The sequence below is a fragment of the Pseudomonas fluorescens genome (assembly GCF_001902145.1).
Classification (GTDB): domain Bacteria; phylum Pseudomonadota; class Gammaproteobacteria; order Pseudomonadales; family Pseudomonadaceae; genus Aquipseudomonas; species Aquipseudomonas fluorescens_BV.
In genome coordinates, this window is the sequence record NZ_MRST01000016.1 from 126,361 (window position 1) to 150,935 (window position 24,575).

A 24,575-nucleotide genomic window follows, 5' to 3' on the forward strand; every position below is an offset into this window, starting at 1 on the left:
GTAGGGCCAACGATACACCCGTCGGCCACGGAATTTAACGGCGCCCGAGCAGACCGACCCACTGCACCAGCAACGCCTCGAGCAGCAGCACGCGGTTGAGGTTGGCCTTGCCGAGGACTTTCTGGCGCTGGGCGAGGATCCAGTCCTGGATGTTCAGCACTTTGTCCTGGGGACTTTTTTGCGCGAGGTATTGCACGACCTTGCGCATATCCGCCAGGCCCAGGCCGTTCTCATCCTGGGTAAGCTGGTAGCGCAGGATCAGGCTGGACCAGTCGCAGAACCAGTCGAACAGCAGCAACAGCGGAATATCCTTCCAGGCGCTTTCGGCCAGTTGCGTGGCGGACAATTCCTGCTTGAGCAGTTTCTTCACGCCATCCACGACCAGTGCACGCTGTTCGCGCACGCCCTGAGCCTGCAGCTTCACCGCCGCCAAGGGCGAACCGGCCGCCAGGGTCAGCAACTCGCCTCGTTCTTCTGCACTGCATTCCGGCAACGCCTGCGCCAGCCATTGCAGGCTCATGGCTTCGCTGGGCAACGGGCAAGCCTGCTGCACGCAACGGCTGCGAATGGTCGGCAACAAGCGGCTGGACTGGTGGCTCACCAGCAACAGCACGGTATCGCCGGACGGCTCTTCAAGGCTTTTGAGCAAGGCGTTGGCCGCGTTGATGTTCATCGCCTCGACCGGCTCGATCAGCACCACTTTGCGCCCGCCCATCTGCGCGGTCTGCACCACGAAGCTCACCAGGTCGCGCACCTGGTCGACCTTGATGGCCTTGTCCGCTTCCTCGGGCTCCAGCACATAGTTGTCCGGGTGACTGCCAGCCTTGAGCAACAGGCAGGACTTGCACTCGCCACACGCCTGCAGATTGACCGGGCGTTGGCACAACAGGCTGCCCATCAGGCGTTCGGCGAGGTGGCGTTTACCGATGCCCACCGGCCCATGCAGCAGATAGGCGTGGGCATGCTGGGCACGCCCCGCCAGATGCTGCCAGAGACCGTCCTGCCACGGGTAGGACTCAGCCACGGTTACGCTCCAACAGGGTGGGCAACAGCGCGTCGATAGCCTGTTGCACCTGGCTCAGCGGCTGGGCGGCGTCCAACAGGTAATAACGTGCGGGTTCGGCCTTGGCGCGCTGCAGGAAAGCGCTGCGCACCGCATCAAAAAAGGCCTGGCCTTCCAGCTCGAAGCGATCCAGGCGACCTCGCGCACTGGCGCGGGCCATGCCCACTTCCACCGGCAGGTCGAACAACAGGGTCAGGTCGGGGCGCAGATCGCCTTGCACGAAGGTTTCCAGGGTGGCGATGCGCTCCAGGGACAACCCCCGGCCCCCACCCTGGTAGGCGTAGGTGGAGTCGGTAAACCGGTCGCAGATCACCACGGCACCCCGCGCCAGGGCCGGGCGAATCACTTCGGCCAGGTGCTGGGCACGGGCGGCAAACACCAGGAGCAACTCGGTGTCCGGATTCATCGGCTCGTCACCCGGGGTCAGCAGGACTTCGCGAATGCGCTCGGCCAACGGCGTACCACCCGGCTCACGGGTCAGCACCACCTCGATGCCCTGCGCACGCAGGCGCTCGGCCAGGTAGTCACGGTTAGTGCTTTTGCCGGCGCCTTCCGGGCCTTCCAGGGTAATAAACAAGCCAGTCACAGGCAGTCCTTAGTCAGAGTCATTGCGGGCTTTGAGGCGCGGTAGTGTCCGGCGCGGGCTCGATCGGAGCGTCGGGGGTAGGCGCATCGCTGGAAGGTGCCGAATCTTCCAGCGGTTTCACCACCGGTGCCGGGCTGGAACGGTAATCGGCACGGCGCTTGAGTTGGAACTCACGCACAGCGGCATTATGCGCATCCAGGTTATCCGAGAATATATGGCTACCATCGCCACGGGCGACGAAGTACAGGCTGCTGCCCGGTACCGGGTTCAGCGCTGCATGGATCGCCTCGCGGCCGACCATCGCGATGGGCGTGGGCGGCAGGCCGGCGACCATGTAGGTGTTGTAGGGGTTGGCTTCCTTGAGGTGGGCGCGGGTCAATTTGCCGTTGTAGCGCTCACCCAAGCCGTAGATCACGGTAGGGTCGGTCTGCAGCAGCATACCGATCTTCAGGCGACGCACAAACACACCGGCAATCTGCCCGCGCTCCTGAGGCACACCGGTCTCCTTTTCCACCAGCGACGCCATGATCAGTGCTTGGTAAGGGTCGGTGTAGGGCGCGTCGGCGGCACGCTTGCTCCACTCCTGGGCGAGTACATCGTCCAGGCGGTTGTAGGCTTTTTTCAAAAACTCGACATCAGTCATGCCGCGGACAAAACGGTAGGTGTCGGGGAAGAACCGCCCTTCCGGAAACACACCTGGGTGGCCGAGCTTATCCATCACTTCGCTGTCACTCAGGCCCGCGAGGGTCTGCACGATCTTTTCATGTTTGGCCAGGGCGGTGCGCACCTGACGGAAATTCCAGCCCTCCACCAAGGTCAGGCTGTACTGCACCACTTCGCCGCGCTGCCACAGGCCGATCAAACCCTCGGCGGTTAGGCCCGGGCTCATGCGGTACTCGCCGCTGTGCAGCGGCTGGCCTTCGAGGTTGAAACGCCAGTACAGGCGCAGCCAAAAGGCATCGTCGAGCACGCCGTCAGCTTCCAGACGATTGAAGGTGCCCGTCGGCGTAGCGCCAGCAGGTACATCGAGCAATTGCTCCTGAGGCAGCTTCAGGGGCTGCTTGAGGGCAGAGTCGAGTTTCCAGGCCGAAAAGCCCACGAGCAACGCTGCCGAGACCAGGCTGATCTGCAGCAGTAACACCAGTTTTCGTATCAACTCAAATATCCAATAGCGCGCGAACAATGCCCTGCAGTTTACGGGTGAGCGGCCCAACCGGCCAGCTCATCGCAGCGCAGCCTCGCACCGGCCAAATGCCATAAACGCTGTTGCAGACGAAGACTTCATCGGCCTGTTGCAACTGCTCCACACTGATGTCGGCCACGGCCACCGGGACGCCCAGCGCTTGTGCCTGGGCCAGCACTTCGGCGCGCATCACGCCCGCAACGCCACAACGGCTCAGATCAGCGGTTAGTAACAAGCCGTTGCTCACGAGGAAAAGGTTGCTGAATATGCCTTCGATCACCCGGCCGGACATATCCAGCATCAGGCCTTCGGCATGTTCGCTATCTTGCCATTCGGCACGCGCAATCACCTGCTCCAGGCGATTGAGGTGCTTGATACCGGCCAGCAGCGGCTGCTGCGCCAAACGCGTGGCACACGCAAACAGGCGCACGCCTTCGACTTCATGGGTAGGTGGGTAAACAGCGGGCGCACTGCCCTGCAAGATGCGGCGCACCGGGGCGCCAGGGTTGATGCCATAACCGCGCAAGCTGTCGCCACGGGTGAGGATCAATTTGAGAACACCGTCGCCAAGGGCGGCGGCGAAGCTCAGCACTTCGTGGCGAATCAACCCGTGATCCGCCACCAATGCCAAACGCCTGCAACCCTCTTCCAGGCGTTGCAGGTGACGGTCGAGCAGCAACGGCTGCCCGGCCTTGACGGCGATGGTCTCGAACACCCCATCGCCATAGGCCAGGCCGCGATCTTTCAGGGGCACGCTGTCCGCTGGCTGACCGTCGACCCAGCTGTGCATCACTCGGCGAACCGGCGGAACACCAGGGAACCGTTGGTGCCACCGAAACCGAACGAGTTGGAAATCGCCACGTCGATCGGCATAGGTTGCGCTTCGTGGGGTACGAAGTTCAGGTCGCAGCCTTCGTCCGGCTCATCAAGGTTGATAGTCGGCGGAGCGACCTGATCCCTGATTGCCATCACGCTGAAGATCGCCTCGACCGCGCCCGCCGCACCCAACAGATGGCCGGTCATGGACTTGGTGGAGCTGACCGCCAGCTTGTAGGCGTGCTCGCCGAACACCGACTTGATGGCCTCGGCTTCCGCCAGGTCGCCGGTCGGGGTCGAAGTGCCATGGGCGTTGATGTACTGCACCTGGTCGGGGTTGACCTTCGCATCGCGCAGGGCATTGGTGATGCAACGCGCAGCACCCGCTCCATCGGACGGAGGTGAAGTCATATGGTAAGCGTCGCCGCTCATGCCAAACCCGATCAATTCGGCGTAGATAGTGGCGCCACGCGCCTTGGCGTGCTCCAGTTCTTCGAGCACCAGCGCACCGGCACCGTCGGACAGCACAAAGCCGTCACGGCCCTTGTCCCACGGACGGCTGGCACGGGTCGGCTCGTCGTTGCGGGTCGACAGCGCACGGGACGCGCCGAAGCCGCCCATGCCCAGGCCGCACGCGGCCATTTCGGCGCCGCCGGCGATCATCACGTCGGCTTCGTCGTAGGCAATGTTGCGTGCCGCCATGCCAATGCAGTGGGTACCTGTGGTACACGCCGTGGCGATTGCGTAGTTAGGTCCCTGTGCACCCAGATGGATGGACAGGAAGCCGGAAATCATATTGATGATCGAGCCCGGTACGAAGAACGGTGAAATTCGACGTGGGCCAGTCTCATGCAAAGTGCGGCTGGTTTCTTCGATATTGGTCAGACCGCCAATACCTGAACCCATGGCCACGCCGATGCGGTCACGGTTGGCGTCGGTGACTTCCAGGCCGGCGTTACGCACTGCCTGAAAACCGGCAGCCAGGCCGTACTGAATGAACAGGTCGAGCTTGCGGGACTCTTTGATCGAGAGATATTTCTCGACATTGAAGCCCTTTACCGAGCCGCCAAAACGGGTGGAATAGGCAGAAAGGTCCGTGTGTTCGATCAGACCAATACCACTGCGGCCAGCCAGAATGCCCTGCCAACTGCTCGGCACATCCGTACCCAGTGGCGACAACATACCCATACCGGTGACTACGACGCGTCTACGCGACACAGCACTCTCCTTTTTCTAATGACGACACTTTTCATCGCCGCTAAAGAAAAAACCGCACGCCTTTACAGCAGTGCGGTTTTTCCCTGACAGCAAGCGACGACTACAAACTATTACGCCTGGTGGCTAGTAACGTAGTCGATGGCAGCTTGAACAGTAGTGATTTTTTCAGCTTCTTCGTCCGGGATTTCGGTCTCGAATTCCTCTTCCAGAGCCATCACCAGCTCAACGGTGTCAAGGGAATCGGCACCCAGGTCTTCTACGAAGGAAGCAGTGTTGACCACTTCTTCTTCCTTAACGCCCAGTTGCTCGGCGACGATTTTCTTGACGCGCTCTTCGATGGTGCTCATACCTTGTTTAACTCCTAATGGACAAATTCAGGCAGCTGGCCAGTGGGTAAGTGTATAGAAAGCCATTTCAGCTTTTCAACTGAAAGCTTCACCCTGTACCCGGTCGGCCACCTGCCTATAAATTAAGTTGCAGCTTTATAACGGATTTTAGACAGCTCGTATGACATTTTTTTGAAGCGATCCGTCACAATTTAACTCATGTACATCCCGCCGTTAACCGGGATTGTAGCCCCAGTCACGTATGCCGCACCGTCAGATGCCAGGAAAGTGACCACATTCGCGATCTCTTGGGCCTGGCCCAGACGGCCCAGCGGAATCTGCGTCAGCAAGGCTTCGCGCTGTGCTTCCGGCAGTTCGCGGGTCATATCGGTGTCGATGAACCCAGGGGCCACCGAGTTGACCGTAATCGACCGCGAGCCGACTTCACGCGCCAGTGCGCGGCTGAAACCTTCCAGGCCGGCCTTGGCAGAGGCATAGTTTACTTGGCCTGCGTTGCCCATGGCACCCACTACGGAGCCAATATTGATAATTCGGCCCCAACGCGCCTTGGTCATGCCGCGCAAAACGCCCTTGGACAGGCGAAACAGACTGTTCAGGTTGGTATCGACCACGTCGTACCACTCGTCGTCTTTCATGCGCATCATCAGGTTGTCACGGGTGATCCCGGCGTTGTTCACCAGGATAGCCGGCGCACCGAACTGAGCAGTGATCTGGGCCAGTACGGCAGCCACGGACTCATCGCTGGTCACATTCAGTTCAAGACCGGTACCTTGCACGCCGTTTTCCTTCAGGGTCGCGGCGATACGCTCGGCGCCCGAGGCGGAGGTGGCGGTGCCGATCACTACGGCGCCCTGACGGCCCAGCTCCAGGGCGATCGCCTGGCCAATGCCACGGCTTGCGCCGGTAACCAGTGCAACTTTACCTTGCAGACTCATGCAGGCTTCTCCTAAGTAAGGGATTCAGGCCAGTGCCGCGCGAGCGGCAGCGAAGGCTTCTGGGGTATTGAGGTTGGCGGTCGACACACCGTCGGCGCAGCGCTTGTTCAAGCCGGCCAGGACTTTGCCCGGACCGCACTCGACCAGTTCGGTGGCACCGTTGGCGGCCAGGGTCTGGACCGATTCAACCCAGCGCACTGGCTTGTACAGTTGCTCCAGCAGGTCGCGCTTGAGGGTGTCGAGGTCGGCGGCCACGGCCGCGCTGACGTTCTGCACCAGCGGGATCTGCGGCGCCTGCCAGTTGATGGCCGCGATGGACTCGGCAAAACGCTCGGCCGCTGGGCGCATCAGCTCACAGTGGGACGGTACGCTCACCGGCAACGGCAGGGCACGCTTGGCGCCACGGGCCTTGCAGCCCTCGATGGCACGCTCGACAGCTGCCTTGGCGCCGGCGATCACCACCTGGCCTGGGGAATTGAAGTTCACCGCGCTGACCACTTCGCCTTGCGCCGCTTCGGCGCAGGCCTCGATCACCACCGCGTCGTCCAGGCCCAGGATAGCGGCCATGCCGCCCTGCCCGGCCGGAACGGCTTCTTGCATCAGTTGACCACGACGCTCGACCAGCTTGACCGCTTCAGCCAAGGTCAGGCTGCCCGCGGCCACCAGGGCACTGTACTCGCCCAGGCTGTGACCCGCGACGAAGGCAGGGCGTGCACCGCCTTCTGCCAGCCACAAGCGCCACAGGGCGATCGAGGCGGTCAGGATGGCTGGCTGGGTTTTATCGGTTTGGTTGAGCAGTGCTTCCGGCCCTTGCTGGGTCAGAGCCCACAGGTCGTAACCCAGGGCGTCGGAAGCTTCCTTGAAGGTGTCCAGGATCAGCGGAAACTGCGCGCCCAGCTCGGCCAACATGCCGAGGGACTGCGAACCCTGCCCTGGAAAGACGAATGCGAGGGATGTAGACATGTAACAAGCCCCTAATGATCTGGTCGTCAAAAATGCTCGCGCCTACGGTGGGCGCGAACGAAACTGACTGATTGGATGGTCAATTGAACTGGCCGGTCACATTTAAGCACTCCCGGGCCAATTCGCCTAAGGCAACAGATCCTCGAGACGGCCGTGCAAGCGTTGCGGCAGGTTCTCCTGAATCTCGATCAAGGCCCGTGCAATTGCACTTTGAAAGCCCAGCACACCGGCCGAGCCATGGCTTTTTACGACAATGCCCTGCAAGCCAAGAAAGCTTGCACCGTTGTGCCGTGCTGGCGCCAGGTCAGCCTGCAAGCGTCGCATCAGGGGCAACGCCAAGGCACCCACCATACGTGACGCCAGGTTGCGCTTGAACAAAGCTTCAATACGCGTGGCAATCATGGTTGCCAGGCCTTCGCTGGACTTGAGCAGGATATTACCGACAAAGCCGTCGCACACCACCACATCAGCTTCACCACGGTACAAACCATCACCTTCAACAAAGCCGATGTAGTTCAAGCCCCGCGCGCTTTGTAGCAAGGTGGCGGCAAGCTTGACTTGCTGGTTGCCCTTGATGTCCTCGGTGCCGATATTCAACAGGGCAACCCGGGGCCGGGCCACGCCCAGCGCTTCGGCGGCCACCGAGCCCATTACGGCAAACTGCAACAGGTGCTCGGCGCTGCAATCGACATTGGCGCCCAGGTCCAGCAGCTGGCAATAGCCTTTCTGCGTCGGGATCGCCGCCACCATTGCCGGCCGATCAATACCCGGCAAGGTTTTGAGCACGTGCCGCGACAACGCCATCAACGCGCCGGTATTACCGGCACTGACACAGGCATGCACCTTGCCATCACGCAACAGCTCAAGGGCCACCCGCATTGAAGAATCGGGTTTGCCACGCAGGGCAGCCGCCGGTTTTTCATCCATGCTGATGGTTTCGCTGGCTGGCGTAATCGTCAGGCGCGCGCGATCCACCGCCGGATGGCTGGCAATCAGTTCTTCAAGTAGGGAGGGTTGACCGACGAGGGTCAGGTGCAGCGAGGGCGTGGCAGACAGGCTGGCAATGCAGGCCTGAACAATGCTGCGGGGACCGAAGTCCCCGCCCATTGCGTCAATCGCGATGACTTGAGCAGACAAGTGATTACTCGTCAGCGCCCTTGTCGATCACTTTACGGCCACGGTATACGCCTTCTGGCGATACGTGGTGACGCAGGTGAACTTCACCAGTGGTCTTTTCCACGGACAGGGTGCTAGCCTCGAGAGCGTCGTGCGAACGGCGCATGTCACGGGCGGAGCGGGATTTTTTGTTCTGCTGAACAGCCATAATTGATTAACTCCTAAACGTTTGGGTCACGCTTTAACTGCGCCAATACACTGAACGGGTTGGACCGCGTTACCTCGTCCTCGCTCGGCTCGGCCTCGTCATCGAGACCCTCCGGCTGCTGGCATTCTTCCGGATGATGAGCAGGCACAATGGGCAAGGCGAGCAAAAGCTCCTCCTCGATCAGTGCATGCAGATCCAATGGATCTTCGCCCAGTTCCAGCACGTCATAACCTTTCGGCAACGACTGGGTATTCGCACCCTCTTTCACCACAGCATAACTGCATTCGCTGTGGATCGGCAGGGTGACCAGCTCAAGACAACGCTGGCAAACCATTTTGACTTCGGTGTCGATAACGCTGTGGATTACCACAGATTTACGTTCATCTCGTTCAAAAACGAATTGTGCCTGCACCGTACCGACAGTGTCGGAAAGCGGGTCGCAGAGTCTCTCCAAATCGGCCAGCAGCATCTCACCTTGAAGGGTGGTGCCACGATCAGCCAATTTGCGCGGGTCAACGTGAGGTGGAATCGGGTCATTCAACATAGGCGCAGCATTATAGGGATGCACCCGGCCATGTCAAAGGAAATTCAGCCCTGTGCGTCAGCCGGTCACGTCGCTAGAATCTGCGACTGCCTTGAGGAGACGTATATGCTGCCTTTATTACTCGCGTCCAGCTCGGTTTATCGCCGGGAATTACTGAGCCGCCTGCACCTGCCGTTCACCTGCAGCTCGCCGGATATCGACGAAAGCCACCGCCCGAATGAATCCGCCATCGAGCTGGTCAAGCGCCTGGCCGAACAAAAGGCCCGCGCCCTCGCCGCCAGCCATCCTGGCCATTTGATCATTGGCTCGGATCAGGTCGCCGCACTGGAAGGCCGGATCATCGGCAAGCCGCACACCTTCGAAAATGCCCGCGAGCAATTACTGGCAGCCAGCGGCAAGCGTGTGAGCTTTCTTACCGGGCTGGCACTGCTCAACAGCGAGACTGGGCGCTGCCAGGTGGACTGCGTGCCGTTTACCGTACACATGCGTGAACTGGATGCAGAGCGTATTGAGCGCTATCTGCGAACTGAACAGCCGTATGACTGCGCAGGCAGCTTCAAGGCCGAGGGACTTGGCGTGAGCCTGTTCCAGAGCACGGAAGGGCCTGATGCGACTAGCCTGATCGGCCTTCCACTCGTCAGGCTGGTGGACATGCTGCTGAGCGAAGACGTGAAAATCCCTTAGAACACTGCAAAACCAAATGTGGGAGCGGGCTTGCTCGCGAAAGCGGAGTGTCAGTCGATACAAGTGCGACTGATCCACCGCCTTCGCGGGCAAGCCCGCTCCCACATTTTGAGCTATGTCAGCCTTAAGATTTCAGCGCAGGGATGGCCCTTGGAAGCCCATGTACAGGGCTAGCTTCTCCGCCACACTGGCACCGAGTTTCTTGGAGAAGCGATCAAACGGCGATTCCTCGACCGTAAAATCCACCAACTCCTTCTCACCCACTACATCCCGCGCCACCGAGCTGGCGCTGCCCAAGCCGTCAATCAAGCCCAGCGGCAATGCCTGCTCGCCCGACCAGACCAGGCCGGAGAACAGCTCCGGATGCTCTTTATCTTTCAAGCGATCCCCACGCCCCTGCTTGACGCTGGCAATGAACTGACGATGGGTAGTGTCGAGCACGCCCTGCCAGAACGCGGTTTCATCCGCCTTCTGCGGCTGGAAAGGATCGAGGAACGACTTATGCTCACCCGAGGTGTAGGTGCGACGCTCCACCCCCAGCTTCTCCATGGTGCCGACAAAACCGTAACCGGCCGCCGTCACACCAATGGAACCTACCAGGCTGGCCTTGTCGGCATAGATCTGGTCTGCGGCACTGGCAATGTAATAGGCACCCGAGGCACCCAGGTCGGAGATCACGGCATAGAGCTTGATATCCGGATGCAAGGCGCGCAAGCGACGAATCTCGTCATACACATAACCCGACTGCACTGGGCTGCCACCTGGGCTGTTGATGCGCAGGATCACACCCTTGACCTTGGCATCCTCGAAAGCCGCGCGCAGGCTGGTGACAATATTGTCGGCACTGGCGGGTTCCTTGTCGGCAATCACTCCGCGCACCTCGATCAAGGCGGTGTAGTGACTGCCGCGGGCGGCGCTCTTTTCCATGTCCATCAGCGGACTGAACAGTGCCAGCATCCCAAGCAGGTACACAAAGGTCAGCAGCTTGAAGAAAACCCCCCAGCGCCGAGAACGCCGCTGTTCCTGGACGCTGGCCAGGAGGGTCTTCTCCAGAAGCTTCCAGCTTTTATCATCACTGCTCTCGGCCTTTTCAGGCGCCTTCCACTCGTCACTCATGCCATTAACCCCAGCAAAGACTTATCGGGCCCGGCTGAGCCAGGCCTGCAGTTCGGAAAAATGATCAATCGTCAGCCTCGGCTCGTATTGCTGCAACGCCTCGGCAGACTGGGCGCCGTAGCTGACGGCGACACTATCCATGCCCGCATTGCGCGCCATCATCAGGTCGAAAGACGCATCGCCTACCATCAATGCCTCGCGTGGCGTTACGCCACAGTGCGCAAGGATCTGCTCCAGCATCAAAGGGTGAGGTTTGCTGGCGGTTTCATCCGCAGCGCGGGTGATATCGAAGTAATCCTGCCAACCATGAGCCTTGAGCACACGGTCCAGGCCGCGACGAGCCTTGCCCGTGGCAACCGCCAGGTGATAACCCTCGGCACGAAACGCCTCCAGCGACTGCACCACGCCTTCAAACAGCGGCGAAGGCACAGCCTCCAGCGCGATGTAGTGGTCGGCGTAGTGCTCGCGAAACGCAACCAGCTCGGCGTCACTGATGTCGGGGTACAGGGTACGAATGGCTTCAGGCAAACCCAGGCCGATAATGCCCTTGACCGCCAGATCCGTGCATAACTCAAAGCCCGAACGGGTCGACGCCATGTGCATGGACTCGACGATGCGGCCAATGGAATTGGCCAGCGTCCCGTCCCAATCGAAGATCAGTAGCCTGTAGTCAAGGTGCGACACTCAAACGCTCCACGGTCTTGGCCCACATTTCATCGACCGGCGCCTGCAGTTTCAGCTCGCCGCCATCGGGCAGCGGCACGGTGAGCATGTAGGCGTGCAGGAACAGGCGCTTGCCGCCCAGATCGCGAATTTCCTTGGAGAAATCTTCGTCGCCGTACTTGGTGTCACCCGCAATGCAGTGGCCCGCATGCAGGGTATGCACACGAATCTGGTGAGTGCGGCCAGTGACCGGCTTGGCCTCGACCATCGTGGCGAAGTCACCAAAGCGACGCAGCACCTTGAACAGGGTCAGGGCCTCTTTGCCCTCCTCGTCCACTTCGACCATGCGCTCGCCGGAGCGCAGGTTGCTCTTCTGCAGCGGCGCACGCACGCTCTTGATCGAGCTGGCCCAGTTGCCGCGCACCAGGGCCATATAGCGTTTGTCCACGCCATCGCCACGCAGGGCGGTGTGCAAGTGGCGCAACATGCTGCGTTTCTTGGCGATCATCAACAGGCCGGAGGTATCACGGTCCAGGCGGTGGACCAGTTCCAGCTCCTTGGCATCCGGGCGCAACTGACGAAAGGCTTCGATCACGCCGAAGTTCAAGCCACTGCCACCATGAACCGCAATGCCACAGGGCTTATTGATCACGATCAGCTTGTTGTCTTCGAACACGATCGACGCTTCCAGGCGCTGCAACAACCCTTGGGCCAGCGGTACCGGCTCGTCGCGTTCAGGCACGCGCACAGGCGGCACACGGACGATATCGCCCGCCTGCAGTTTGTACTCAGGCTTGATGCGCCCCTTGTTCACGCGCACTTCGCCTTTACGCAAAATGCGGTAAATCAAGGTCTTGGGCACGCCTTTGAGCCTGGCCAAAAGAAAGTTGTCGATGCGTTGGCCGGCATATTCCGGCGAGACCTCAAGCAGCTGGACGCTGGGGGTCGGGGGGGTGGTAGTCGTCATGGCGGCGATGATAACAATTTTTTATGGAATTGAAGCACTTAATCATTACTGCTATAGTCGCGAACGCCGCCAAAAGCGGCCTGGGCAGAGGACATGCGGCAAACTGCCGGCCCTGACCATCGCAATTCATCAGGACGCGAGGCCGTCCTACGGGGCTTTCGCCACCCAGGAAGGCTCAAGATTGTAACAAGCGCAGGTGACATGAGGCCTGAAGCGAGTGCAGAAAGCAGAGTGAATACTCGCCTTTTGCGCCGATATTTACGGCCAGTTCACAAAGTGCAGTCAGTTTTGAGCCAGACCACGGCGAATGCTTCGGAAACAACGCCTGTTAAGAGCTGAGTGAGAGCGCAACCGCCCACACCTAGTCTTGTTTAGCCATGAGCGTGGACTCCCCATTGGAGAACACGGTAAATGCCAACCCGCTGCGGATTCTGCGCGCGGCAGCACCCGAATTATCAGGGATACGTGTAGGGTGGAGATGCACAACCGTCGGACTGTGTAGCACTAGGCTTGTTTCAGACGCTTCATCTCGTCCACAGTCGCCGGTTGATTCCTCCTCCTGACCTTAGCTTTTGTTGAAGTGGTGCCTTTGTCACCACCGCTAACGAGCAGGACGCGTCCGTCGCGATACCGGCCCAATTGGCCGATTTTGCTGGACACTGGAGTGGCCAACCACTCTTGACGCACCTGACACCGACCGTGAGAAGTCGTGTGTGCCGAACGCCGTTTCCGGCAGCCCGGAAACCGACGGTACAACATGAAAAGAATGCTGATTAACGCAACTCAACCCGAAGAGTTGCGTGTTGCACTGGTAGATGGCCAACGCCTCTACGACCTGGACATCGAATCCGGTGCACGCGAGCAGAAAAAGGCCAACATCTATAAAGGCCGTATCACTCGCATCGAACCAAGCCTTGAGGCTGCCTTTGTCGATTTCGGCTCCGAGCGCCACGGCTTCCTGCCCCTCAAAGAAATCTCCCGCGAATACTTCAAGAAAGCCCCCGAAGGCCGCGTGAACATCAAGGACGTCCTGAGCGAAGGCCAGGAAGTCATCGTCCAGGTCGAAAAAGAAGAACGTGGCAACAAGGGCGCAGCCCTGACCACCTTCATCAGCCTCGCCGGTCGTTACCTCGTACTGATGCCGAACAACCCACGTGCCGGCGGTATTTCCCGTCGCATCGAAGGCGAAGAGCGTAACGAACTGCGTGAAGCGCTGAACGGCCTGGTCGCACCGGCCGACATGGGCCTGATCGTGCGCACTGCCGGCCTTGGCCGCAGCAGCGAAGAAATGCAGTGGGACCTCGACTACCTGCTGCAACTGTGGACCGCTATCAAAGAAGCGTCCCTGGATCGTTCCGCGCCATTCCTGATCTACCAGGAAAGCAACGTGATCATCCGCGCCATCCGCGACTACCTGCGCCAGGACATCGGCGAAGTGCTGATCGACAGCGTTGAAGCCCAGGACGAAGCCCTGACCTTCATCCGCCAGGTGATGCCGCAGTACGCCAGCAAGATCAAGCTGTACGAAGACAGCGTGCCGCTGTTCAACCGTTTCCAGATCGAAAGCCAGATCGAGACCGCCTTCCAGCGCGTGGTCGAACTGCCTTCCGGCGGCTCCATCGTGATCGACCCGACCGAAGCCCTGGTGTCCATCGACATCAACTCGGCACGTGCGACCAAAGGCAGCGACATCGAAGAAACCGCCCTGCAGACCAACCTGGAAGCGGCTGAAGAAATCGCCCGCCAGCTGCGCCTGCGTGACATCGGCGGCCTGATCGTGATCGACTTCATCGACATGACCCCTGCCAAGAACCAGCGCGCCGTGGAAGAGAAAGTCCGCGAATGCCTGGAAGCTGACCGCGCTCGCGTGCAAGTCGGCCGCATCTCGCGCTTCGGCCTGCTGGAAATGTCCCGCCAACGCCTGCGTCCATCCCTGGGCGAGAGCAGCGGCATCGTCTGCCCGCGTTGCAACGGCACCGGCATCATCCGTGACGTTGAATCGCTGTCCCTGGCGATCCTGCGCCTGATCGAAGAAGAAGCCCTGAAAGACCGCACCGCCGAAGTTCGCGCACAAGTGCCGATTCCGGTTGCCGCCTTCCTGCTCAATGAAAAACGCAACTCGATCACCAAGATCGAACTGCGCACCCGTGCCCGTATCGTCATCCTGCCGAACGATCACCTCGAAACGCCGCACTTCGAAGTCCAGCGCCTGCGTGATGACAGCCCGGAAGCCCATAGCGGCCAGTCCAGCTATGAAATCGCCGCGGCTGCTGCCGAAGTCGAAGAAGTCCAGCCAGCCGCTGCGACCCGCACCCTGGTTCGCCAGGAAGCGGCCGTGAAGACTGCGCCGGCCCGCGCCAACGCACCGGTACCGACCGAAGCTGCCGCCCCGGTTGCCGCGCCGGCCGCCCTGCCTGAGCCAAGCCTGTTCAAGGGCCTGGTGAAGTCGCTGGTCAGCCTGTTCGCCACCAAGGAAGAGCCTGCTGCCCCGGTTGTGGTTGAAAAGCCTGCCACCGAGCGCCCAGCGCGCAATGAAGAGCGTCGCAACGGTCGCCAGCAGAGCCGTAACCGCAATGGCCGCCGTGACGAAGAGCGCAAGCCGCGCGAGGAACGTGCCCCGCGTGAAGAACGCGCACCACGTGAAGAGCGTGCGCCTCGCGAAGCCCGTGAAGACACCCCGACCGTAGCCCGTGAAGAGCGTGCACCGCGTGAAGAGCGCGCCCCACGTACCCCACGCGCTCCACGTGAAGATCGCAAGCCGCGTGGCGAGCGTGAAGAACGCGTGCGTGAACTGCGCGAGCCTCTGGACGCGGCACCTGCCGTTGCCGCAGCCGCAGCCGTTACCGCCGACGAACGCCCGGCCCGCCAGCCGCGTGAAGAGCGCGCACCACGCGAAGAGCGCCAACCGCGCCCGCCACGTGAAGAGCGTCAACCACGCGCCGAGCAAGCCGCTGCCGCCAGCGAAGAAGAAGTACTGACCGGCGAAGAGCAGTTGCAGGAAGACGGCCAGGACAACGCCGAAGGCGATCGTCCACGCCGCCGCTCCCGTGGCCAGCGTCGTCGCAGCAACCGTCGTGAGCGTCAGCGTGATGCCAACGGCAACGTGATCGAAGGTTCGGAAGAAGCCGGCGAAAACGCAGAAGCTGCCAACAACGAACCAACAGGCGCCGAACTGGCTGCCGGCTTGGCCGTTACCGCTGCCGTTGCCAGCTCGGTCATCAGCGCTCCTGCTGAGGCCCAGGCTCACGAGCAAGCCGAACGCGCTACCGCCGCTGTCGAAGACACCGGTGCAGCAGAAGCACCAGTGGCCGAAGCCCCAGCGGTTGAAGCGCCGGTTGTTGAAGCGCCAGTCGTTGAAGCCACGACCCCTGTCGAAGCCCCAGTGGTTGCGGAAGTGGAAGTTGCCCCGGTTCGCGATGCACAGCCGGAAACCGACGTGGTTGCCGTTGAACCTGCTCCAGTAGTTGAGCCTCAGCCAGTAGTCGAAGCGGCTGTAGAAGCTCCGGTGGTCGAAGAAGCTGCCCCCGCTGTGCGTGAAGTTCGCGAAGAACAGACCGCCTTCCAGTGGACTGCCGAACCGGCTGCACCGGTTGAAGCGCCAGCGCCTGCCCCAGTGGTAGAAGAAGCACCGGCACCGGTTGCTGAAGTCGTCGCCGAGCCAGCCCCGGTGGTTGAGCCGACGCCGGTTGCTGAGCCCGTGGTTGAAGTTGAAGCCCCGGTGGTTGCCGAAGTGGCCGCCCCTGTGGTTGAAGCTGCACCTGCAAGCGCCCTCACCGAAAACGGCCGTGCGCCGAACGACCCGCGTGAAGTGCGTCGTCGCCGCAAGGAAGCCGAAGCTGCTGCAGCCGCAGCCAAGGCGGTAGAGCACGAGGCCCAGGAAGCAGAGCACGAGCCTAAACCCCTCGTCTGATTCCATAAGCCACTAAAAAGCCCCTCCTGAGTGATCAGGCGGGGCTTTTTTATGGCTGATTATCTCAACCTGGAATGCTCCCACACTTAACCTGCAGTAAAACTCAACCGTTGCGGCACATCCACATCCCACAGCACACCAGGATCATCTACCTGCACCTCTCGCACCTGTGTTTGTGCAAATAAAGGCCTGGCCCCACGATCCCCACTCAGAGCCATCAGCGCCGGCCCAAACGTGTGGTGGAAAGCCACCGGGTGCCCGTACTGCCCGGCAGATACCGGCACAGTGATGCCCTCCACGCTGGCAATCACCCGTTCGATACTCGATGACTGAATAAACGGCATATCCCCCAACACCACCAGCCACCCATCCGTTGCATCGCTGGCCTTGACCCCCGCCGCAATGCTGTCGCCCATCCCGCTGGAGTCCAGCAGCACAACCTGACAGCCATAAGCCTTTGCCAGACGGATAACCTCCCCGCGCTCCGGCGAAGTCACCAACCAGCGCTCTACGACACGCCGAGGTAAATTGCGTAGCACCTGTTCGATGACCGGCCGGCTAACACCATCCAAGCCTACGCACGAGGCGAGCAACTTGTCTTGATCAGCCCCGGCTTCGGCACGAAAACGACTGCCCTGCCCCGCCGCCAGCACAATCGCCGTCACCGTCACCCGGCCACCACTGCCATCGGTTTTTTCTGCATCGGTGCCACACCGTTCTTGATCGCAACAATTTCCGCCATCAGCGACAGCGCAATTTCCGCCGGCGTATGGCTGCCGATGTGCAGGCCGATCGGCCCGTGCAAACGCGCAATGGCCTCCGCCGACAGGCCCAGTGCGGCCAGGTTCTCCCGACGCTTTTGGGTATTGACCCGCGAACCGAGGGCGCCGATATAGAACGCCGCGGAGTTCAGCGCCGTCAGCAACGCCATGTCATCCAGGCGTGGATCGTGGGTCAGGCAGACAATAGCCGTGCGTTCATCGGTATGAATATTCAACACCGCCTCATCGGGCATGCCCGGCACAAAGCGGCCATGCTGGTCTTCCCAGCCGTAGGCGAACTCTTCGCGGGGGTCACAGATCAACACTTCGAAATCCAACAGGCGCGCCATTTCCGCTACGTAGCGCGACAGCTGCCCGGCGCCGATCAACAGCAGGCGCCAGCGCGGGCCATAGATGGCGCGCAAGCGTTCGCCGTCGAAGCTCACCACGTCGCTCTTGCTGGCGGCGCTCAACGTCACCTCGCCGGTGGCCAGATTCAGCTCGCGAGCGACAATCTGATGATCTTCACAACGCGCCAACAGCGCTTCGACCCAACCCCACTCTTCCACGCGCTCCTCGGTGAGCCGCAGGGTGCCGCCGCAGGGCAGGCCAAAACGTGCCGCCTCATCGCGTGTGACGCCGTAGGTCACCAACTGCACGGACGGGCCGTCAGCGGGTAAGCGGCCGTCCTGCAGGCGCGCGATCAAGTCATCCTCGATGCAACCGCCCGACACCGAGCCAATCACCACGCCATCACCACGCAAGGCCAACATCGCCCCCGGCGGGCGCGGCGCGCTGCCCCAGGTTTGCACCACGCTGTACAACATCACGCGCTGCCCGGCGCGGCGCCATTGCAGCACGCTGCGCAGGACGTTCAGATCCACACTGTCCATCAGGCCTCCGGTAAGTACTGTCGCGTTCACTGTAAACCAAAAATATCCGTAGCATCCCGCCAGAAACGCAAACGCCCCGAACCAGTCGGGGCGCTTGCGGATAGCGTTGGCGTCAGTTCACGCCAGCAGTCACTTACTTGACGACAGGCGCCGGGCCTTCAGCCACGCCCAGGTCATCGAGCTCGCGGGTTTCGGAGATACCGGTACCACCGGATGCCAGCTCGCTTTGCAGCTTGTCGGTGTCCAGTTCCTTGACCCACTTGGCCACAACGATGGTGGCAACTGCGTTACCCACCAGGTTGGTCAGGGCACGGGCTTCGGACATGAAGCGGTCGATACCCAGGATCAGCGCCAGGCCGGCAACCGGCAGGTGGCCAACGGCCGACAGGGTGGCGGCCAGTACGATGAAGCCCGAACCGGTCACGCCAGCAGCGCCTTTGGACGACAGCAGCAGCACCAGCAGCAGGGTGATCTGGTGAGTGATGTCCATGTGGGTGTCGGTCGCCTGGGCGATGAACACAGCCGCCATGGTCAGGTAGATCGACGTACCGTCGAGGTTGAAGGAGTAACCGGTTGGAATCACCAGGCCGACCACGGACTTCTTCGCACCCAGGCGCTCCATCTTGATCAGCATGCGTGGCAGTGCGGATTCGGAAGACGAGGTACCCAGTACGATCAGCAGTTCTTCACGGATGTAGCGGATCAGCTTGATGACACTGAAACCGTGGGCGCGGCAGATACCACCCAGCACGATCAGCACGAACAGGACGCAGGTGATGTAGAAGCAGATCATCAACTGGCCCAGCTGCACCAGCGAACCCACACCGTAGGCACCGATGGTGAACGCCATGGCGCCCAGGGCACCGATTGGCGCGAGCTTCATGATCATGTTGATGATGTTGAACATCACGTGGGCGAAGCGATCGATGAAGTCCAGCACCGGCTTGCCGTAGGCACCCAGGCGGTGCAGGGCGAAACCGAAGATCACCGAGAACATCAGCACTTGCAGGATGTCGCCGTTGGCGAAGGCGCCGACGATGGTGTTCGGGATGACGTTGAGGATAAAGCCGACGATGCTCTGGTCTTTACCGGCGGTGACGTAGGCCGCCACTTTGGAAGCATCAAGGGTCGCGACGTCGATGTGCATGCCGGCACCCGGCTGCACCACGTTGACCACGACCAGGCCAATCAGCAGGGCGATGGTGGAAACGATTTCGAAGTACAGCAGCGCGTAGCCGCCGGTCTTGCCGACCGACTTCATGCTTTGCATGCCAGCGATGCCACTGACCACGGTACAGAAGATGATCGGGGCGATGACCATTTTGATCAGCTTGATAAAGCCGTCACCCAGTGGCTTGAGGGCCACGCCGGTCTGCGGGTAGAAGTGGCCGAGCAAAATACCGATAACGATTGCAACGATCACCTGGAAATACAGGGATTTGTAGATTGGCTGACGAGTCGTCATTGCAAAGTTCCTCAAACGTCCCGTGTGGCAAATATCCGCCATTGCCCACGGCACTTGAATTGCGAACCCTCCTGCACTGGAGGGATTTGTTGTTTGCGAAGCCTGTAGGAGCAAGCCTGCGCTGTAATCCTTATCGCAAACAGCGTGCCACTTTGCTTAAACGCGCTAAAGGCCTTTAGACATCAGGGCTTGGGGTTCACGGGCGACTCCGGGGAGTGCAACAAGGTGGCGGATTTCCGCCCACTCATCCTGTCTCGTCCTACAATTTGGCGGATATCCGCCTTGTCGCCCCGCCGGGTGATGGCTACTATCCGCCACTCCATGGATGAGGCCCTTGCATGCGTGAACGTACCATCGCCAGCCATTACGCCCGAGCGGCCCTCGGCGGTGCGCGCCGGGCCGGTTTTGACTACTCGGGGGTGTTGCAGCAGGTGGGCATCACCCCGGAACTGCTGACCGAACCCCGCGCCCGCATCGCTCCAGAGCAATTTACCCGCTTGCTGCAAATGCTCTGGCTGGGGCTGGATGACGAATACCTGGGGTTTGCCGAGGGGCCGAGCAAACGTGGCACTTTCGCCATGATGTGCCACGCGCTGATTCATTGCCGCACGCTGGAGAAGGCGCTGGAGCGCGGCTTATTGTTTTATAGCCTGTTCCCCCAAGGCCCACGCTGGCAGCTGACTAAAGAAGGCGACATGGCGCGCCTGAGCCTGGACGACTCGCAGCTATGGGACCCGGACCACTTCCTCAGTGAATGTCTGCTGGTGATCTGGCATCGCCTGGGCAGTTGGTTGATCGGCCAGCGTATCCGGCTGCAGCAGGCCACCTTCAGCTACCCGATGCCGGCCCATGCCGGTGAATACGACCTGCTGTTCCCCTGCCCCCAAGTGTTCGGCGCGCCGACCAGCAGCCTGGTGTTTCCCAGCCGCTACCTGAGCCTGCCGCTGTTGCAGGATGAACGCACCCTCAAGCACTTTTTGCAGCGCTCCCCTGCCGACTTGTTATCCCGGCCGGATGAAGGCGACAGCCTGAGCAGCCAGTTGCGCCGCCTTCTGAGCCGCGACCGCACGCCCTGGCCAGACCTGGAAGCCGTCGCCCAGCACTTGCACATCAGCCCACAGACCCTGCGCCGGCATCTGCGCGAAGAAGGCACGAGTTTTCAGGCATTGAAGGATGAGTTACGCCGAGATATCGCCATTTACCACTTGGGGCGGGCAGATTTGTCTTTGCAAGAGATCGCAGAGCAGTTGGGTTTTTCCGAACCGTCGGCGTTTCATCGGGCGTTCAAGAAGTGGACGGGGTTGACGCCGGGGGCCTACAGAGCGCAGGAGAGTTAGAGGTGTATTGCCTGCGATGAGCATAGGTATCTACACAACTTTGTAGGCTGTAGCAGCCGACGGTAACCACGATGCGAAGCGAGTCGCTCTTGATCTTGCTCTTGATCTGCTTTTGATCTCAGGCGCCCCGTTAAACCACGCTGGCCGGAATTCGACAGGGATTTGGGGGGTAAACCGGCAGGGATGCCGGTTTAGCCGCCCCGCGCCATGGATGGCGCGTGGCGGCGGCCCCCCAAATCACTGGCGGATTACGGGCACACCGAGCCTAAGCGAGGTGCCGAGTGGTGGGGCAAGAGCGTTTTGCTTACTTTTGCGCTCTTCAAAAGTGAGCCGCCGTCAGGGCGGAACCCTAGGTGGCCGTTACCTACATAACGGATATGCACGCGGTCAGATTCAACATCCTGGTCGGCTGTAAGGCCGCCATCGCAGGCAAGCCAGCTCCCACAGTTGAATGTATTCACACATCAAAATTTGTAAACCCGATCAACTGTGGGGGCTGGCTTGCCTGCGATGAGGCCAGTGCAGATCACAAGGCAGGAAAGTGAATCCTGAACGCCGCCCCACCCAACGCTGAATCCCCCAACGTCAAACGCGCGTGATAGCTTTCGATGATGTCCTTGACCACCGCCAGCCCGATCCCCTGCCCCGGGTGCTGGCGGTCGAGCCGTTCGCCACGCTGCAGGATCCGTGCACGCTGGTCCGGTGGTACGCCGGGGCCGTCATCTTCGATACACAGCTCAATGCCATCGAGGTTTTCCACCAGGCTGATACGCACTTGCTTGAGGCACAGGCGGTAGGCGTTTTCCAGCAGGTTGCCGAGCATTTCGAGCAACGCGCCCTTCTCGATGGGCACTTCGCAGGCCTGCGGTAAATCGAAGGTCACGGTGACCCGCTTGTCGCGGTAAACCTTTTCCAGGGTATCGCACAGGCTTTGTACCACCGGTTCCAGGCGGACCTGGTGGCGCACCAGGCCACTTTTACGCAGGCTGGCACGCTGCAACTGGTAGCCGATCTGCTGGCTCATGCGTTCGATCTGCGATTGCAGCACCCACGCCTGGCTACGTTCTTCGGGGCGCTGGGCCATGTCTTCGCTCACGCCCTGCAACACCGCCAGTGGGGTTTTCAGGCTGTGGGCCAAGTCATCGAGGGAGTCGCGGTAGCGCGCACGCTGTTCGCGCTCGCTGTGCAGCAAGCGGTTCAGGGAGCCGGTCAGGCGCAGCAGCTCACGGGGGTGTTCTTCGCTGAGGCTTTCGCGGGTGCCGCCTTCGATCTGGTCGAGCTCATGGCTCAGGCGCCGCAGGGCTTGCAGGCCCCAGGTCAGGCCCAGCCACAACAGCGTCAACAGCACCAGCAAGGCCGCGCCGAACCCGAGGTAGAGGTTCTCACGCAGGCCTTCGAGGGTCAGTTGGTATTCGCGTACCGGCTGCAAGGCGACAATGCTGAACGCCGCGCTCTTGCCTCCCAGCAGCCGGACCTCGACGTCATACACAAAGAATTCCTGGCCATTGGCCTCGCGAATCCGCGCAAACTCGTTGCCGCGCCCGTCGTAGCGCGGTTTGTAGTTGATGTTTTCTTCCTGGGTCGCCCGCGAGCGCCATACCAGATGGCCTTCACGGTCGTAGATATAGCCCAGCAGCCGACTGTCGGTGAGGTTGAAACGCTCATCGGGCAGCTGCGCCGGCATCAGCAGGCGGTTATTGTCGACCCGCGCCGCAGATATCAGGGTGGTCACATCCGACGCCAGGCGCTGTTCGATGGAATCCTGCAGCGCCAGGCTGAACGCGCCTTGCATGGCTGGCAACAAGCCGAGCATAAACAGCACGGCCAGGGTGGCGGCCGCCAGCATCAGGCGCACACGTAGCGAACGAATCAACGGCAGCGCTCATTGAACAGGTAGCCCAGGCCACGCACGGTGTCGATCGGCTTGAACCCGGCCGGGCCTTCCAGCTTGCGGCGCAGGCGGCCGACCAGCACTTCGATCACGTTTGGATCGCGTTCGTCGTCATCCGGGTACAGTTGCTCCATCAAACGGTCTTTGGCGACCACTTGTTGATGATGACGCATCAAGTATTCGAGGATCCGATACTCATAGGCAGTCAGCGCCAAGGGTTGCTCGTCCAGGGAAGCTTGCTTGCGGTTAAGGTCCAGCAGCAGCGGCCCGGCGACAATAGTCGACTGGGTAAAACCGCTGGAGCGACGCAGCAAGGCGTTCATGCGCGCCTCCAGCTCTTCGAACTGGAACGGCTTGACCACGTAGTCGTCGGCCCCGGCCGCAAGGCCCTCAACCTTGTCCTGCCAGTTGCCGCGGGCGGTGAGGATCAGGATCGGGAAAGTCTTGGCCTGGGTGCGCAACTGGCGAATCAGGTCCAGGCCACCCATGCCGGGCAGGCCAAGGTCGATGATCGCCAGGTCATGGTTGAATTGGCCGGTCTGGTACAGGGCTTCTTCGGCATTGGCCACAGCTTCGACCACATGCCCGCTGTCGGTCAGGCGGGTAAACAGGTGATGACGCAGCAGCGCCTCATCTTCCACCACCAGCAATTTCATAAGGTTCTCCACTGCAATTCAACTAGCCGACAGGGGGATATCATAGCGGCCCTGCAGCTCTTGGGGGCGCAGTTTTATGCCATTGTAGTGGCCGGTCAGGTGCGCGTAGCCGCTGCGATAGTCGGGTTGCGCGGCGGTAGCGCCCAGGGCCTGGCCCCACGGCGCGCCCTGGGTGCCGGCGTCTTCGAAGCTGACACGATGGATCAGGTTGCTGGATTTCTTGGTTTTCTCGCTGCCAAAGGCCGCAAAGGCGCCATCGGACGCCTGCACGCCGGCAGTGGCGCCGAGCATGGTCAAGGCCAACATCAGCTTTTTGATCGCAGTCATGGTGGTTACCTCATACGCGTTTAGGCTGTGGGGTCCAGACTACGCAGGCGCCCCTGAACTCCCCCTGAACAGGCTCTGAACCGCACCTGAACCGCATCGGGCTATCCACTGGCGCGCCAACTCGGCAAAATACCGCGCATGACGCCCCTACCCGCTTGCTGCACCCCACTCGATGATCATTGGCCGTTGCCGGTTTCTTTGCCGGGCACGGTGTTTTTGAGCACGCGATTCGACCCGGTTTTATTGAGCCCCGGCGATTTCCAGCGCTGCGATGTGCCGCCGCCCGCGAGCATCCAACGCTCGGTCGCCAAGCGCCAGGCGGAATTTCTCGCCGGCCGCCTGTGTGCGCGCGAAGCGCTGCAACGACTCGATCATCTGCACTGCATCCCGGCCATCGGCGAAGACCGCGCCCCGGTCTGGCCAGGGCATATCAGTGGTTCCATCACCCACAGCACCGGGCACGCTGCGGCGATTGTCGGGCACAAGGCGCGATGGCGTGGGCTGGGCATGGACCTGGAGAACCTGCTGACACTGGAACGGGCCGAACGCCTGGCCGGAGAAATCCTGACGGTCGATGAGTTGCAGCGCATGGCCACCCTACCCCGTGAGCAACACGCCTTGCTGGTGACGCTGACGTTTTCGGTCAAGGAAAGCCTGTTCAAGGCGCTCTATCCGATCGTGCACAAGCGCTTTTATTTCGAGCATGCCGAGGTGTTGGAGTGGTCAGCGGCTGGGAGGGTGCGGTTGCGGTTGCTGACCGATCTTTCGGAAGAATGGAAGCATGGCAAAGAGCTGGGAGGGCAATTTGTGGTGCAAGGGGAGCAGTTGTTGAGCCTAGTGGCTATCGCAATGTAGGAGCGAGCTTGCTCGCGAAAAACTCACAGGCGCCGCGTTTATTCAGGAAGCACGCGTTATCATTGACGTTT

The 24,575-nt window shown here is 61.0% G+C and carries 24 protein-coding genes; 4 read left to right on the plus strand and 20 right to left on the minus strand.

Annotated elements, in window-relative coordinates:
• Positions 1-34: 34 nt before the first annotated feature.
• From BUE92_RS03945 to BUE92_RS03995, 11 genes are all read right to left on the minus strand, one after another.
• Positions 35-1,024, minus strand: a complete 990-nt coding sequence (locus BUE92_RS03945; RefSeq protein ID WP_073522003.1) for a DNA polymerase III subunit delta' — start codon at positions 1,022-1,024, stop codon at positions 35-37.
• On the minus strand, positions 1,017-1,649 hold the full coding sequence (gene tmk / locus BUE92_RS03950; RefSeq protein ID WP_073522004.1) for a dTMP kinase: 633 nt from the start codon (positions 1,647-1,649) through the stop codon (positions 1,017-1,019). Before tmk ends, BUE92_RS03945 begins: the two co-directional genes overlap by 8 nt.
• Before the next feature lie 19 nt (positions 1,650-1,668).
• On the minus strand, positions 1,669-2,805 hold the full coding sequence (gene mltG, locus BUE92_RS03955; protein WP_073522005.1) for an endolytic transglycosylase MltG: 1,137 nt from the start codon (positions 2,803-2,805) through the stop codon (positions 1,669-1,671).
• A gap of 1 nt (position 2,806) precedes the next feature.
• Positions 2,807-3,622: an aminodeoxychorismate lyase gene (gene pabC, locus BUE92_RS03960; protein ID WP_073522006.1), complete on the minus strand. Its 816-nt coding sequence runs from the start codon at positions 3,620-3,622 to the stop codon at positions 2,807-2,809.
• Positions 3,622-4,866 carry a beta-ketoacyl-ACP synthase II gene (gene fabF / locus BUE92_RS03965; RefSeq protein WP_073522007.1) on the minus strand — a complete coding sequence of 415 codons (1,245 nt, stop codon included), beginning with the start codon at positions 4,864-4,866 and terminating at the stop codon, positions 3,622-3,624. The genes pabC and fabF overlap by 1 nt, the downstream gene beginning before the upstream one ends.
• Before the next feature lie 110 nt (positions 4,867-4,976).
• Positions 4,977-5,213, minus strand: a complete 237-nt coding sequence (acpP, locus tag BUE92_RS03970; protein ID WP_003175607.1) for an acyl carrier protein — start codon at positions 5,211-5,213, stop codon at positions 4,977-4,979.
• 191 nt (positions 5,214-5,404) lie between these two features.
• On the minus strand, positions 5,405-6,148 hold the full coding sequence (fabG, locus tag BUE92_RS03975) for a 3-oxoacyl-ACP reductase FabG (protein ID WP_003189275.1): 744 nt from the start codon (positions 6,146-6,148) through the stop codon (positions 5,405-5,407).
• 24 nt (positions 6,149-6,172) lie between these two features.
• Positions 6,173-7,111: an ACP S-malonyltransferase gene (gene fabD / locus BUE92_RS03980; protein ID WP_003189272.1), complete on the minus strand. Its 939-nt coding sequence runs from the start codon at positions 7,109-7,111 to the stop codon at positions 6,173-6,175.
• Between the two features lie 126 nt (positions 7,112-7,237).
• On the minus strand, positions 7,238-8,248 hold the full coding sequence (plsX, locus tag BUE92_RS03985) for a phosphate acyltransferase PlsX (RefSeq protein WP_073522008.1): 1,011 nt from the start codon (positions 8,246-8,248) through the stop codon (positions 7,238-7,240).
• A gap of 4 nt (positions 8,249-8,252) precedes the next feature.
• Entirely contained in the window at positions 8,253-8,435 is a 183-nt protein-coding gene (gene rpmF / locus BUE92_RS03990; protein WP_003179396.1) for a 50S ribosomal protein L32, read from the minus strand.
• Positions 8,436-8,448: 13 nt separating this feature from the next.
• Complete coding sequence (locus BUE92_RS03995; RefSeq protein ID WP_073522009.1) at positions 8,449-8,979, minus strand: YceD family protein; 531 nt, start codon at positions 8,977-8,979, stop codon at positions 8,449-8,451.
• Between the two features lie 105 nt (positions 8,980-9,084).
• Here BUE92_RS03995 and BUE92_RS04000 point away from each other — a divergent pair, with 105 nt between their 5' ends.
• Positions 9,085-9,663, plus strand: a complete 579-nt coding sequence (locus BUE92_RS04000; protein ID WP_073522010.1) for a Maf family protein — start codon at positions 9,085-9,087, stop codon at positions 9,661-9,663.
• 132 nt (positions 9,664-9,795) lie between these two features.
• On the opposite strand, the gene BUE92_RS04005 is transcribed toward BUE92_RS04000, so the two are convergent.
• Genes BUE92_RS04005 through rluC form a run of 3 tightly spaced genes read right to left on the minus strand, consistent with a single transcriptional unit; the run spans position 9,796 to position 12,409 of the window.
• Positions 9,796-10,779 (minus strand): S49 family peptidase, encoded by a 984-nt coding sequence (locus tag BUE92_RS04005; RefSeq protein ID WP_073522011.1) that lies wholly within the window; start codon positions 10,777-10,779, stop codon positions 9,796-9,798.
• Between the two features lie 21 nt (positions 10,780-10,800).
• Positions 10,801-11,463, minus strand: a complete 663-nt coding sequence (locus BUE92_RS04010; RefSeq protein ID WP_073522012.1) for an HAD-IA family hydrolase — start codon at positions 11,461-11,463, stop codon at positions 10,801-10,803.
• On the minus strand, positions 11,450-12,409 hold the full coding sequence (rluC, locus tag BUE92_RS04015) for a 23S rRNA pseudouridine(955/2504/2580) synthase RluC (RefSeq protein WP_034128444.1): 960 nt from the start codon (positions 12,407-12,409) through the stop codon (positions 11,450-11,452). The genes BUE92_RS04010 and rluC overlap by 14 nt, the downstream gene beginning before the upstream one ends.
• A gap of 766 nt (positions 12,410-13,175) precedes the next feature.
• Between rluC and rne the strand changes: the two genes are divergently transcribed.
• Positions 13,176-16,319 carry a ribonuclease E gene (gene rne / locus BUE92_RS04025; RefSeq protein ID WP_218599063.1) on the plus strand — a complete coding sequence of 1,048 codons (3,144 nt, stop codon included), beginning with the start codon at positions 13,176-13,178 and terminating at the stop codon, positions 16,317-16,319.
• A gap of 86 nt (positions 16,320-16,405) precedes the next feature.
• Here the strand turns inward: rne and BUE92_RS04030 are convergent, their stop codons facing one another.
• The 3 genes from BUE92_RS04030 to BUE92_RS04040 form a co-directional block, all read right to left on the minus strand.
• Positions 16,406-16,990, minus strand: coding sequence for a nucleotidyltransferase family protein (locus BUE92_RS04030; RefSeq protein ID WP_073522015.1), 585 nt, complete (start codon positions 16,988-16,990; stop codon positions 16,406-16,408).
• Positions 16,987-17,973 (minus strand): XdhC family protein, encoded by a 987-nt coding sequence (locus tag BUE92_RS04035; protein WP_073522016.1) that lies wholly within the window; start codon positions 17,971-17,973, stop codon positions 16,987-16,989. Before BUE92_RS04035 ends, BUE92_RS04030 begins: the two co-directional genes overlap by 4 nt.
• A 133-nt stretch (positions 17,974-18,106) precedes the next feature.
• A complete protein-coding gene (locus BUE92_RS04040) occupies positions 18,107-19,438 on the minus strand; it encodes a dicarboxylate/amino acid:cation symporter (RefSeq protein ID WP_073522017.1) in 1,332 nt (443 codons plus the stop codon).
• A 338-nt stretch (positions 19,439-19,776) separates the two neighbouring features.
• Here BUE92_RS04040 and BUE92_RS04045 point away from each other — a divergent pair, with 338 nt between their 5' ends.
• Complete coding sequence (locus tag BUE92_RS04045) at positions 19,777-20,775, plus strand: AraC family transcriptional regulator (protein ID WP_014719572.1); 999 nt, start codon at positions 19,777-19,779, stop codon at positions 20,773-20,775.
• A gap of 526 nt (positions 20,776-21,301) precedes the next feature.
• Here the strand turns inward: BUE92_RS04045 and BUE92_RS04055 are convergent.
• The 3 genes from BUE92_RS04055 to BUE92_RS04065 are packed head-to-tail and all read right to left on the minus strand — an operon-like array spanning position 21,302 to position 23,649.
• A complete protein-coding gene (locus BUE92_RS04055) occupies positions 21,302-22,648 on the minus strand; it encodes an ATP-binding protein (protein ID WP_019817208.1) in 1,347 nt (448 codons plus the stop codon).
• Positions 22,645-23,322, minus strand: coding sequence for a response regulator (locus tag BUE92_RS04060; protein ID WP_010208358.1), 678 nt, complete (start codon positions 23,320-23,322; stop codon positions 22,645-22,647). The genes BUE92_RS04055 and BUE92_RS04060 overlap by 4 nt, the downstream gene beginning before the upstream one ends.
• A gap of 18 nt (positions 23,323-23,340) precedes the next feature.
• Positions 23,341-23,649, minus strand: a complete 309-nt coding sequence (locus BUE92_RS04065; protein WP_073522018.1) for a hypothetical protein — start codon at positions 23,647-23,649, stop codon at positions 23,341-23,343.
• A 138-nt stretch (positions 23,650-23,787) separates the two neighbouring features.
• On the opposite strand from BUE92_RS04065, the gene BUE92_RS04070 reads away from it, so the two are divergent.
• Positions 23,788-24,504: a 4'-phosphopantetheinyl transferase family protein gene (locus BUE92_RS04070; RefSeq protein WP_073522019.1), complete on the plus strand. Its 717-nt coding sequence runs from the start codon at positions 23,788-23,790 to the stop codon at positions 24,502-24,504.
• Positions 24,505-24,575: the final 71 nt, after the last annotated feature.